This is a genomic window from Roseospira visakhapatnamensis (genome assembly GCF_014197915.1).
GTDB lineage: Bacteria > Pseudomonadota > Alphaproteobacteria > Rhodospirillales > Rhodospirillaceae > Rhodospira > Rhodospira visakhapatnamensis.
This window is the reverse complement of the sequence record NZ_JACIGK010000010.1, coordinates 24,787-37,122: the sequence shown is the minus strand read 5'-3', so window position 1 is coordinate 37,122 and position 12,336 is coordinate 24,787. Positions and strand designations below refer to the sequence as shown.

The 12,336-nt window shown below is 70.0% G+C and carries 9 protein-coding genes; 4 read left to right on the top strand and 5 right to left on the bottom strand.

All coding sequences use genetic code 11. The features are described from left to right. The first annotated feature begins 47 nt into the window (after window positions 1-47). Together GGD89_RS08010 and GGD89_RS08005 are read left to right on the top strand one after the other, a co-directional pair. The gene (locus GGD89_RS08010; protein ID WP_184043926.1) at window positions 48-1,235 is read left to right on the top strand and encodes an aminotransferase class I/II-fold pyridoxal phosphate-dependent enzyme; all 1,188 of its coding nucleotides are present in this window, start codon (window positions 48-50) and stop codon (window positions 1,233-1,235) included. A 289-nt stretch (window positions 1,236-1,524) separates the two neighbouring features. Further along, window positions 1,525-3,135, top strand: a complete 1,611-nt coding sequence (locus GGD89_RS08005) for a leucyl aminopeptidase (RefSeq protein ID WP_184043924.1) — start codon at window positions 1,525-1,527, stop codon at window positions 3,133-3,135. Between the two features lie 58 nt (window positions 3,136-3,193). Here the strand turns inward: GGD89_RS08005 and dmeF are convergent, their stop codons facing one another. The 5 genes from dmeF to GGD89_RS07980 form a co-directional block, all read right to left on the bottom strand. Then, window positions 3,194-4,156 carry a CDF family Co(II)/Ni(II) efflux transporter DmeF gene (gene dmeF / locus GGD89_RS08000; RefSeq protein WP_184043922.1) on the bottom strand — a complete coding sequence of 321 codons (963 nt, stop codon included), beginning with the start codon at window positions 4,154-4,156 and terminating at the stop codon, window positions 3,194-3,196. A gap of 147 nt (window positions 4,157-4,303) precedes the next feature. Next, a complete protein-coding gene (locus tag GGD89_RS07995) occupies window positions 4,304-5,911 on the bottom strand; it encodes a cobyric acid synthase (protein ID WP_184043920.1) in 1,608 nt (535 codons plus the stop codon). Between the two features lie 224 nt (window positions 5,912-6,135). After that, window positions 6,136-6,462: a cysteine-rich small domain-containing protein gene (locus GGD89_RS07990; protein WP_184043918.1), complete on the bottom strand. Its 327-nt coding sequence runs from the start codon at window positions 6,460-6,462 to the stop codon at window positions 6,136-6,138. Between the two features lie 209 nt (window positions 6,463-6,671). After that, a complete protein-coding gene (gene bchE / locus GGD89_RS07985) occupies window positions 6,672-8,471 on the bottom strand; it encodes a magnesium-protoporphyrin IX monomethyl ester anaerobic oxidative cyclase (protein ID WP_184043916.1) in 1,800 nt (599 codons plus the stop codon). 147 nt (window positions 8,472-8,618) lie between these two features. Then, window positions 8,619-10,253: a hypothetical protein gene (locus tag GGD89_RS07980; protein WP_184043914.1), complete on the bottom strand. Its 1,635-nt coding sequence runs from the start codon at window positions 10,251-10,253 to the stop codon at window positions 8,619-8,621. 369 nt (window positions 10,254-10,622) lie between these two features. Between GGD89_RS07980 and GGD89_RS07975 the strand changes: the two genes are divergently transcribed. Continuing rightward, window positions 10,623-11,165 carry a type II toxin-antitoxin system RatA family toxin gene (locus GGD89_RS07975; protein ID WP_184043912.1) on the top strand — a complete coding sequence of 181 codons (543 nt, stop codon included), beginning with the start codon at window positions 10,623-10,625 and terminating at the stop codon, window positions 11,163-11,165. Between the two features lie 153 nt (window positions 11,166-11,318). Then, entirely contained in the window at window positions 11,319-12,086 is a 768-nt protein-coding gene (rquA, locus tag GGD89_RS07970; protein ID WP_184043910.1) for a rhodoquinone biosynthesis methyltransferase RquA, read from the top strand. Window positions 12,087-12,336: the final 250 nt, after the last annotated feature.

Below are 12,336 nucleotides of genomic sequence, written 5' to 3'. Positions count from 1 at the left end.
GCTGGCCGACAGTGGCCGGCCCGTGACCCTCCGACTCCGGCCGCCCGATGCGCAATCCCGCCCTTGATCTCCTGCCCGACAGCCCCTTCGTCACGCTTCGCGCGTTGCTGGACGACGTGGCGCCGCCCGCCGGTGTCGAGCCCGTGTCCATGGCGGTCGGCGAGCCGGTCAACGGCTATCCGGCCCTCGTGGGCGAGATCCTGGCGGCCCATGTGGACCTGTGGGGACGGTATGCGCCGATGGGCGGCACCGAGGCCCTCAACGCCGCCATGATCGGCTGGCTGATGCGCCGCTTCGGCCTGCCCGAGGGAGCCATCCGGCCGGGCCAGTCCATCGCTCCCCTGGCCGGAACCCGCGAGGGGCTGTTCCTGCTGCCCCAGGTGGTCACGGCGGCCCGGTCCGGCGACACACCGGCGGTGCTGATCCCCTCGCCGTTCTATCACACCTACGCCGGCGCGGCCCTGGCGGCGGGGGCGGAGCCGGTGTTCCTGCCCACCGACGCCGACACCCACCATCTGCCGGACCTGGACGCGGTCTCCCCGGACCTGTGGGCGCGGGCCAGCCTGATTTATCTGTGCTCCCCCACCAATCCCGGCGGCACGGTGGCCGACCTGGACTACCTGACGCGGCTGGTCAACCTGGCCCGGGCGCATGACGTCGTCGTGGTCGCCGACGAGTGCTACGCGGATCTCTACTTCGGTGATCCGCCGCCCAGCGCGTTGCAGGCGGCGCTGGCCCTGGACGGGACACTGACGGCGGTGGTGGTGGTGCATTCCCTGTCCAAGCGCTCCAGCGTGCCCGGGCTCAGGGCCGGGTTCTGCGCCGGCGATCCGGCGGTGATTCGCCCCTTTCTGCGGTTGCGCGAGTACGGCGCGGTGTTCATGCCGCTTCCCGCGCAGGCGGTGGCGGCGCGCCTGTGGGCGGACGATGCCCACGTCGCGGTTAACCGGGCCTACTATCGCGCCAATATGGAGGTCGCGGAGGCCGTGCTGGGGGATCATCCCGGCTTCGCGCGGCCCGAGGCCGGATTCTTCCTGTGGCTGCGGGTGGGCGACGGCGAGGCGGTGGCCCGGCGTTTGTGGGTCGAGGCCGGGATCCGCGCGGTGCCCGGCGCCTATCTGGGCCGGCCGGATGCCCGGGGGCGGAACACCGGCGCGCCCTACCTGCGGTTCGCTCTGGTGCACGACCGCGCCACCACCGAGGCGGCCTTGCGCCGCGTCCGGGCGGTGCTGTAAGCGCCCGGGACCCCTTGACCCGGGCCTTCCCCGTCCCTTCATGCCCTTGTAAGCTTTGGTCCCGCCTGGTCCTGGCGTCGGTCGCGAGCGACGGGCGGGGCGGGACGGCGAGTCCGACACCCAGAGGTTTTCGTCACGGTCCGGACGGGGTCTGATACCAGCGGCGGATGAGTGTGACTCATCCGTCGAGCGGCCAGGGACGGCACCGGTCAGTCTCAAGGACCGTTGGTATGACACCGGAACCCTGGTCATCCTGGTCCGCCCTCAACGACACACAAGAGAGAGCACGATGAAGATTTCGTTCGGCAAGCCTGCCCTTCCGGAGTCCGGAGCCCTGGTGGTGGGTGTCCTGGAGGGCAAGGTCCCCGGCCAGACCGCCACCGAACTGGACGAGGTGACGGGAGGCCAGGTGCGCCGCGCCATGGAGCATGCCCGGTTCAAGGGCGAGAAGGGGGAAACCCTGGTGGTGCCGGCCCCGCACGGCGTCACCCTGACCCGCATCGTCCTGGTGGGACTCGGCGCGGCCGGCAAGATCGACGCGGCGGTGATGGAGGCCGTGGGCGGCGCCGCCACCGCCTGCCTGGCCGGGCTGGGCGACGAGGCCGCCGCCCTGGTGGTGGAGCGGCCCGAGGGCATGGACCTCAAGGCCCCCATCGCGGCGGCTCATGCGGCCGTGGGCGCGCGGCTGCGCGCCTACCGCTTCGACAAGTACCGCACCAAGGAAAAGCCGGAGGAGAAGCCGGCGCTCAAGAACCTGACCGTGCTGTGTGACGATCCCGCCGGCGCCGGGGCCGCCTTCGCGGCGCTGGACGTGGTGGCCGCCGGCGTGTGCCTGACCCGCGATCTGGTCAGCGAGCCGGCCAATATCCTCTACCCGGAAAGCTTCGTGGAGGCGGTGCGCGACCTGGAGGACCTGGGCGTGTCCGTCGAGGTCCTGGACGAAGCCAAGATGCGCAAGCTGGGCATGGGGGCGTTGCTGGGCGTGGCCCAGGGCTCGGCGCGGCCGCCGCGCCTGCTGGTGCTGGAGTACCGGGGCGCGGACGACAGGAAGGCGGCGCCGCTGGCCCTGGTGGGCAAGGGCGTGACCTTCGACACCGGCGGCATCAGCATCAAGCCGGCCGCCGGCATGGAGGACATGAAGTGGGACATGGGCGGCGCGGGCGTGGTCGCCGGTACCCTCAAGGCGCTGGCCGGCCGCAAGGCCAAGGCCAACGTGATCGGCCTGTGCGGCCTGGTGGAGAACATGCCGTCGGGCACCGCCCAGCGTCCCGGCGACGTGGTCACCTCGGCCGACGGTCAGACCATCGAGGTCATCAACACCGACGCCGAGGGCCGGCTGGTGCTGGCCGACGTGCTCTGGTATGCACAGGATCGCTTCAAGCCCAGCCACATCATTGACCTGGCCACCCTGACCGGGGCCATCATCATCAGCCTGGGCAGCGAGCATGCCGGCCTGTTCGCCAATGACGACGCCCTGGCCGACGCCCTGACCGGGGCCGGCCGGGCCGTGGGCGAGAAGGTCTGGCGCCTGCCCCTGGGCGATGCCTACGACAAGATGATCCGGTCCGACATCGCCGACATGAAGAACGTCGGCAACCGCGAGGCCGGCTCCATCACCGCCGCCCAGTTCCTGCAACGCTTCATCACCGACAAGACCCCCTGGGCGCATCTGGACATCGCCGGGGTGACCTGGTCGAAGAAGGACGCGGCCACGGTGCCCAAGGGGGGCACCGGGTTCGGCGTGCGTCTGCTCGACCGGTTGGTGGCCGACATGATCGAGGGCGGCGGCGGCGCCTCCGAGCCCGGGGGTGGCGGCGCCGGTGACGCGGATGCCGATGCCGGCAAGGAGAAGGGCAAGGACAAAGAGCGAGACAAGGACAAGAAAAAGAAGAAGAAGTAGCGTCACGCACGGTCCGCCCGGCCTCCGCGCGGGGGCCGGGCCGGACGGCCGGGATGCGTCACGGGCCGCAGGCGTCGCAGTGGCGCACCTCGATGATCGGATGGCAGATGCCCGCGTCCTCGGGCAGGGCGGCCTTGTAGTCATCGGGCTGGCGGTCGCCATGGGTGACCACCGAGGCCACCAGCATCACCGCGCCCGAGCCCACGGACCACATGTGCAGATCCTCGACCCGGCTGTCGCCGTCCGCCTCCAGGCTGCCCAGAACCTGGCGGCGCAGGGTCTGCGGGGCCTCGGTATCCAGCAGCACGCGACCGGTGTCGCGCAGCAGGCCGTAGGCCCACACCAGGATGACCGCCGCCGACACCATGGCGACGGCCGGATCCAGCCACCGCCAGCCGTAGGCCCAGGCCGTCGCCAGGGCGATGATCGCGCCGACCGAGGTCAGGGCATCGGCGATCACATGCACCAGGGCGGCGCGCAGGTTGTTGTCGTGCCCGTGTCCGTGGTGGTGGTCGTGACGATGATCGTGGTCGTGACCATGACCGTGATGCTCGTGCCCGCCGGTCAGGGCGACCGCCGACACCACGTTCACCACCAGGCCGATCACCGCGATCAGCAGGGCCTCGCCATAGGCGATGGACTGCGGGTTCAGCAGGCGTTCGACGGCATGCCCGATCATCAGCAGCGCCGTGAACCCCAGCATCAAGGCACTGGCGAAGCCGGCCAGGTCGCCGGTCTTTCCCGTGCCCAGGCTGAAGCGCGGGTCATGGGCATGACGGCGGGCGAACACATAGGCGGCGGCGGCCAGCCCCAGGGCGAGCGCATGGGTGCCCATGTGCACCCCGTCGGCCAGCAGCGCCATGGAGCCGGTCAGCAGGCCGGCGGCGATCTCCACCGCCATCACCGCCAGGGTGATCAGGGTCACCAGCCGCACGCGGTGTTCTTGCGGGCGGGCGTCGACCCCGCCGAAGCGATGATCGAAGTGGCCGATGGTGGGGCAGGGCGGCGCCGCCTGCGACATGGGGAGTCTCCCTCGTGATCCGCGACCGCGCCACTGTATGCCTTCTCGGATGAGAGGCAATCGCAAATGTGGCCGACCGCGTGGGGCAGCGGGCCGGCCACGGACGGCAACGGTCCTTCTCAATGACCGTCGGTCCCACGCGCGCCGCTACCGCGCGAGCGCGAGCAGCGCGTCCAGGTCCAGGTGGGTCTCCAGGTGCCCGGCCAGGTCGTCGAGGGCCTCCTCGACCCGCGCCTCATAGTTCAGGCGCGCCGCCTGTCCACCCATCTGTGTGATCCAGTGGCCGCGGAAGGCGTCGGCGCCGAACAGCCCATGCACATAGGCCCCCATCACACAGCCGTTGGGGGAGACGGCGCCCTCCGGCCGGGGCGCGGCACCCGCGCCGTCGTCGAGCGTCAGCCAGGGCCGCGCCAGCCCCGGGCCGGTGGTGCGCCCCATGTGCATCTCGTAGCCCGTGACACGGCAGCCGCTGGCCCGGTCGGTCATGTCCAGGTCGATCAGCCGCTTGTCGCCGCCGATCTCGGTCTCCAGGTCCAGCAGGCCCAGGCCCGGGGTCTCGCCCGGTGGTCCCTCGATCCCCTGGGGGTCGCGCACCACCCGGCCGAGCATCTGATAGCCGGCGCACAGGCCCACCACCCGGCCGCCTGCCCGGGCATGGGCCAGGATGTCGACGTCCCAGCCCTCGCGGCGCATCACCTCCAGGTCGGTTCGGGTGGCCTTGGAGCCGGGCAGGATCACCACGTCGGTGTCGCGCGGGACGGGCTGGCCCGGCTGTACCCAGGAGACGGAGACGCCGGGCTCCATGGCCAGCGGGTCGATGTCGTCGAAGTTGGCGATGCGCGACAGGCGCGGCACCGCCACCTTCAGGTTGCCGGCGCCGGGGTCGGCGGGGCGTTCCAGGGCCAGGGAATCCTCGGCCGGCAGGCGATCGCCACCCTCGAACCAGCGCACCACGCCCAGGAACGGCCAGCCGGTGCGGGCGGTGATGGTCTCGCAGGCGGGCTCGAAGATGGTGAAGTCGCCCCGGAACTTGTTGATCAGGTAGCCATGGACGCGGGCGTTGTCCTCGGGCCGCAACAGGGCCTGGGTGCCCACCAGGGCGCCCATGGTGCCGCCGCGATCGATGTCGGACAGGAACACCACCGGCAGGTCGGCCATCTCCGCCAGCCGCATGTTGGTGATGTCGGAGTCGCGCAAGTAGACCTCGGCGCCGCTGCCCGCGCCCTCGACGATCACCAGGTCGGCGTTGGCGCGCAGCTTTTCCAGGCTGCCCAGCACCGCCGGCATCAGCGCATGGCGCATGCGGTGATAGATCCGGGCCGGGCAGTTGCCCAGCACCCGGCCGCGCAACACCACCTGGGCGCCGATTTCGGTTTGCGGCTTCAGGAGCACCGGGTTCATGTCGATGGAGGGCGCCTGGCGGCAGGCCCGCGCCTGGAGCGCCTGGGCGCGGCCGATCTCGCCATGCGGAAAGGTGCCGTCTGGGTTGGGCGGCGCGTCGCTGTCCACCGCCACGGCGGCGTTGTTGCTCATGTTCTGCGCCTTGAAGGGGCGCACGTCCAGGCCGCGCCGGGTGAAGGCGCGGCACAGGCCAGCCACCAGCAGGCTCTTGCCCACATCGGAGCTGGTGCCCTGGATCATCAGGACTTTCGCGCGTTTCCTCGCGTCGGGCGGCGGGACGGGGATCGTCAGGTCGGCGGGGATCTCGGGGGCCTTGGGAAGCGGCTTCGGCGACGTCGGGGACTCGGGGGTCATGGTGTCCAGGCATCAGGGGAGGGGAAGGCGCCGAGGATGCCGCAACGCCCGGCGTGGATCAACGGTGGGCGGGCGCGCATGGCGACGCGGCGGGGCGCCGGCTCCGGGGTGATCGGCCTCCGCCGTCCCGCCGCGTCCTCGTCGTCCGGCGGTCCCTCCCCGCCCGGAGCGGGCATGGCCAGGGGCGAGGGGGCGTCGCGCCTCCGACGGACCTGGGACCCCTGTCAGTCCTTCACGGGCTTGATGCGGTACTTGCGAGTCTGCGGCTGGCCGTTCCAGACCACCGGCTTCAGAAGCCACTTCTGGATGAAGTTCCAGGCGCCACGATAGCCGTTATGGGGCAGGGTGCAGTCCGAGCAGTCCTTGCGGGTGATCCCGTTCTTGTCGGTGAACACATCGTAGGGGCCGGGACACTCGTAAGCGATCAGCGGGCAGTAACAAAACAGACAGTTGAAGTCACCGCGCACACCTTCATGGCAGGGCAGGAACGGGCAATCGTGGTTGGTGAAGCCCTTGAAACCCTCGTTATTGGTCGAATCCTTGGGCTGCATGGTCCGTTGCTTCCCTGTCAGGACGCGGCGGGAACACTCACCGGAACCACTGTCCCCGACGCGTCGCCGTTGAGACCTCTTCAGAGATGGTCGCGCGTCCGGGGTGCCTCAACCCCTGGCCCGGCCGGGGACGGCACACCCCGCCCCCACGCCGCCGCGAGGGCGAACCCCATGGCGGCGCGGCATCGCGGGTGACCTGACGGTCGGCCTCAGCGACGGGACCCGGCGTGTTCCAGCATCTCCTCGGCCGGTTCCTCGCCGGTCTTGCAGGGCTTCATGGCCGCCGCCATCTCGTGCTCGGAGAGCTGACCCTTGTTGCCGCCGCAGGCGGTCATGGAGGCCGTCATGGCGTGGTCGGACATCTGCTGGTCGCCGCCGCCGCAGGTCATGACCTTGGCGGGCTGGCCGTCGGTCTTGTCGAGCGGCTTGCCGGCCTCGTTGTAGGCGCGGATGCCGGCCTCGATCTCGGCCTGCTTCTTGGCGGACAGCTTCTTCCAGTCCTCGTTCTCCTTGTCCGTCGGTACGGCGTCCAGCTTGCGCGAGCGGTCGAAGGCGAACCTGACCTTCTTGATGGTGTGCGGTCCCCAGTAGCCGACCTTGCCAAGGTTGTAGAACTGACGCTTCATGGCGCTTTGCAGGTACGCCTTCAGGCAGCCTTGCAGGTACTTGCGGCGCACCTTGTCGCCCGGCACCCAAGGATAGCTGAGAAACGCCTTCTTCATGTAGAACCGGCGGTAGCAGGACATGACCGCGTCCAGCAACTCGCCGCGATCCATGGACTTGGGCCGCATGATCGGCGTGACGAAGTTGTACTGCGAGAAGTCATGGACCTCCACCTTGTCGCCCATCTCGCGATACAGGTCCGAAAACGGCCAGGGCGTGAACATGGACCAGTTGGCCATGTCCGGGTTCCAGTCCATACACAGCTTGAAGGTTTCTTCCAGGGTCTCGCGGGTCTCGTTCTCCAGGCCGACGATGAACTGGGCCTCGGTGACGATGCCGTTCTCGCGCAGCAGGTCGATGGCCCGCTTGTTCTGGGCGACCGTGGTTTCCTTGTGGAACAGGTCCAGGTTCAACTGCGCCGCCGCCTCGGTGCCCAGCGAGATATGGACCAGCCCGGCCGAGCGATAGAAGGGCAGCAGGTCTTCGTCGCGCAGGACGTCGGTGACGCGGGTGTTGATGCCCCACAGGACGCCCAGGTCGCGGGCCTTCAACTCCTCGCAGAAGGCGACGAAGGCCTTCTTGTTGATGGTCGGTTCCTCGTCGGCGAGGATGAAGAAGCCCACCTTGTGCTCCTTGACGAGCACCTCGATCTCGTCCACCACCGCCTTGGGATCGCGCACCCGATAGTCGCGCCAGAACTTCCACTGGGAACAGAAGCTACAGGTGAACGGGCAGCCCCGCGCCATGTTGGGAGTGGCCACGCGGGTGCCGGTGGGGATGTAGATGTACTTTTCCCAGTCGAGCACGCTCCAGTCGGCGACGATGTCGTCGACGTCGCGGATCGGCGGCTCGGCCTGGGTGGCGATGACCTTCTCGCCCTCGCCATAGGCGATGCCCTTGACCTGGCCACGGGCGCCGGGCCACTGGCCCTCGTCCACCGCGCGCACGAGGTTGAGCATCACCTGTTCGCCCTCGCCGCGCACGATGGCGTCGATCCACGGCGCCTCGCGCAGCACCTGCTGATACATGAAGGTGCCGTGGATGCCGCCGAGTATGGTGACCGCGTCGGGGAACATCTCGCGGGCGATCTTCAGCACCTCTTCCGCCTTGTAGATGGCGGGGGTGTTGGCCGTGGTGCCGACGACGTCGGGCTTTTCCTTGGCCAGGGCGGCGCGCAGTTGATCGTCCGACATGTCGTCGGTCATGGCGTCGATGAAGCGGATATCGGTGTAGCCGCCCTTCGCCTTCAGGTAACCGGCCAGGTAGGCGACCCACGCCGGCGACCAGTTGCCGGCCACCTCGGCGCCACCGGAATGATAATTCGGCTGGATCAGCACGATCCGCATGAGGGGTCTCCTCGCCATCTGAGAGCCTGCCTCCCAAGACCTCCAACCCCGACGCAGGCCCGAGGCAAATAGCGGTAAGTCTTTGAGAATAGGCGAAATAGATCGCGAACCTTAGACCCGCATCCGACCGACTGTCAACCACGATTGTCAAGCGCGGTTGTCACTCGGCCGGGAGCGCGCGCGCCGATGCCGGCCTCGCGCCGCGGTGCTGCGGCGGGGGGTCGGCGTCGCGGGGGGCCACGAGTCGTCGCCGGGTCCGTCGGGCCGCGCGGGCGTGTCGTCGGGGGGCGAGTCGCGGGTGGGGAGCGGCACCAGGGTGGGCGCCGGGGCCGGGGTCTGGGCCGCTCGTGTGGCCGGGGCGTCGGCCGGCGACGGAGGGATGGTCCGGTCCGGGTCACGGGGCGTCGGCCGCAACCGCGCCAGCAGGCGCCGGGCCCGCGCCAGATCCTCGCCCATGCCCAGGCGGCGGTACAAGGTCAGGGCCTTTCCCAGGCAGTCGGCGGCCTGGTCGCGGTGCCCCGGCGCCGGTTCGTGCCAGGCGAGGCCGGCCAGGGCGGTGGCGCGGGCGTGATACAGCCGCGCCAGCGTGGCGGTGTCGTCGGCGGCGAGGGCGTCGGCGATCAGGGGATCGACCAGGGCGGCCACCGCCGCGAACTCACGGGACTCCCCGGCGGTGATGGCGTGAGACAGGCGCATCGCCGCCACGGTGGCCAGCAGCGCGCGCGCTCGCCGGGGCGCGCCGGCCCGCGTCCACGCCCGGGCGGCGGCCTCCAGCGCCTGGATGGCGGTTACCTGATCCCCGGCGTCGGCCGTGGTCCGGGTCAGCCGGTGCAGGGTGGCGGCCAGACGGACCCGCAGGGCGGCGGCGTCTCCCGGCAGGTGGTCGGGGTCCAGCCGCGCCAGGGCCGCCTGATAGGCCGCCGCGCCCTCCGCCAGGGTTTCCCGCGAGGCCCGGTTGGCCAGCGCCGTCGCCCAGACGTGGGCATCGGCCCAGTCCACGCGGGCCAGGGTGATCAGGTCCGCCGGCCAGCGTCCCGCGAGGGTCTCCAGGGCCTCCCCCATGGTCTCGGCGGCGGTGCGCAGGCCCGCGGACTCGTGGCGCCGATGGGCGTCCAGGGCGCGGAGGCGGCCCAGCGCCAGCCGGTAGCCGGCCGGAACCTCGCCGGCGAACAGGCGCTCCGATGCGGACGGGACCAGCGCGGCGGCGGCCGCCAGGGCGGTCCGCAGGCGGGCGGGCAGGGCGTGCCGCCCGGGTTCGGCGGGGCCGGGCGCGGCGGCCAGCACGGTGGCGTGCAGCAGGTGCCGGGCGATCGCCGGCGCATCCACGGGCAGCGCCACCACCGACCACGGACGCGGGTGTCCGATATCCAGGTCAAGCGGGGGCCGGCGTCCCAGGACGGACAGCCGCATCAGGCTTCCGGCCCGCTGACCCCAGATCAGGACGTCCGCCTCCGCGTCGGCGAGCCATGCCCGCCCCTGCCGGGTGGCGTGATGCAGCAGGGCCACCAGGCCGGCGCCGGGACGCGGGCCGGCCGAGGGACTGCCGCGCAGGGTCTGGACCCGGAGTCCGGGGCACTGGCGCAGCGTGGCCAGGACGGCCTCGGCGCCCTCGCCGCCGTCGGCGCCGTTGACGCCGTCCAGGGGACAGACCAGCACCGACACCGGCGGCGCGGCCTGGTCCCACAGGCGCGGGCGTGCCGGCGGCCGGCCGCCATCGCGGCCCGGCGTGAGGGCGGTCGCGTCCGCGTCTGCTCTGTCTCGCGGTCCCCTGATTCGGTCCATGCCCGACGTCCGTTCCCAAGGCCCGTGGCGTTGACAAGGGCAAGCGGCGGGCCGGCCGGCATCCCGACATCGTGCCGGGACTCGCTGGACAAGCGAAACAACAGGCCCAAGTCCGTGTCGGCCAAAACAATCGCTCTCTCATTTGAAATCCATCACCCTTAAGGAATCGTATCATCCGGGTGAGGCGCGAGTCCGTTCACCTGCGACCGACGCATGGCTCACGCTTGATTTTCTTGCGATCCACGCATGGCGGCGTGGTCTAAGCTGAAGAAACCGTGACCGAACGGTTTACGGTGCGATCGCGAACAGGCATCATGCCGTCGCGTCCGGGCGGAGTCCGGCCGGCCGTCGAGATCCAGGGAGATGATCATGAGGCAGTCCGTGCGGCGCATCGTGCCCCACTCGCGCGAGCGCATCTTCGACCTGGTGGCCGACGTGGAACGCTATCCCGAGTTCCTGCCCATGTGGCAGCAGGCCCGCGTGCTGTCGGGCGGGGCGGAGCACTACCGGACTGAACAGGCCCTGGGTATCGGTCCGGCGCGACTTGAGTTCGTGTCCGAGACCTTTCTGGAACGCCCGGAGCGCATCGTCGTGGTCGCCGACCATGCCCCGGTGCGCCGGCTGCGCCTGGACTGGACCTTCACCGACATGGGGCCGAACCGGTGTCAGGTCGCCCTGAACATGGTTGTTGAAGTCCAATCGCGAATGCTTCAGAAGCTCATCCAGGCGATGTCCGGCGATCTGGTGCCGCGCCTGATGTCTTCCTTCGAGGCGCGCGCGCGCGCCATGTCCCGGTCGTCCGACCCCTCGCGGTCCGATCCGACCCGGCTGGAGACGGTGCGGGCCACTGTCCCGGTCGGTGACGGATCCCTGCCATCCTCCGTCGAACCGGCACGAGGTGGGCTGCGGTGACTTCAGGCCGTCCCTTGTGCCACTCCCCTGTCTGGAGACCGGGAGCGGTCGGTCTTGTGCGTGGGCCTGAGATCCCCCGTGGCGGATCCGGAGCCGTCGTCTTTTCGCGTTTGGAGCGCGACCGTGTCGTGCCAACTTCTTTAGGATAGGTTCATGAACAAACCCCATGCGGTCGTGCCCGACGTTGCCCTTGAGTCGTTGGACAAGGACGATCCGGACCTTCCGGCCTCCCGTCCCGTATCGGTCCAGAGCGTCCCCGAGATTCCGGAGTATCTGCGCAAGGTCTACACCTGGGCCTATCTGACTCCCGCGTACAGTCGCTATCTGGATACCTCCCTGGTGGTGTCGGCGATCCTTTGGGGCAACATGAACCGCCTCATGCGCGCCGGGTTCTCGGAGTTCGAGCCCGGCCAGAGCGTGTTGCAGCCGGCCTGCGTCTACGGATCGTTCTCGGCCCACCTGGCGGCGCGCCTGCAGCCGGGCGGTCACCTGCACGTCACCGACGTGGCCGCCAACCAGGTGGAGGCATGCCGCGCCAAGCTGACAGACTATCCCAACTCCCTAGTCGGGTTCGCCGACGCCGCCCACCCGCGCGATCGGGACTATGACGGCGTGTGCTGCTTCTTCCTGCTGCACGAGGTGCCGGAGGACTACAAGCGGCGCATCGTCGACAGCCTGCTGGCCGCCACCCGGCCGGGCGGCAAGACCGTGTTCGTGGACTACCACGGGCCGCACTGGGCGCACCCCTTGCGTCCCATCATGATCGTCGTCTGGCGCCTGCTGGAGCCCTACGCCATCGCGCTCAGCAAGAACGAGATCCGCTCCTACGCCTCCAAGGACCTCGCCGACGCCTTTACCTGGCGCAAGGAGACCTATTTCGGCGGTCTGTACCAGAAGGTGGTGGCCGAACGGCGCCCGTGAGCGTCTGCCCGGATCGTCTCGTTTCATAGGATACTCTGAAGAGGGGCGCGCCTACGGCATACGCCGTGTGGGGCGTGGGGCGGAGCCTGTCCGGCAGGGACCGGGAACGGCCCCGGTCCGTGGTCGTGCTTGGGGAGGACGGCAGCGGTCGTCGGATCCGTTGCCAGCGTCCAAAATCGGGTGCGATCCAGGGTTGTCGGGCGCGCCTCAGGTGCTTGACAACGCCGACTGAGCGATATTTTTCGACTCG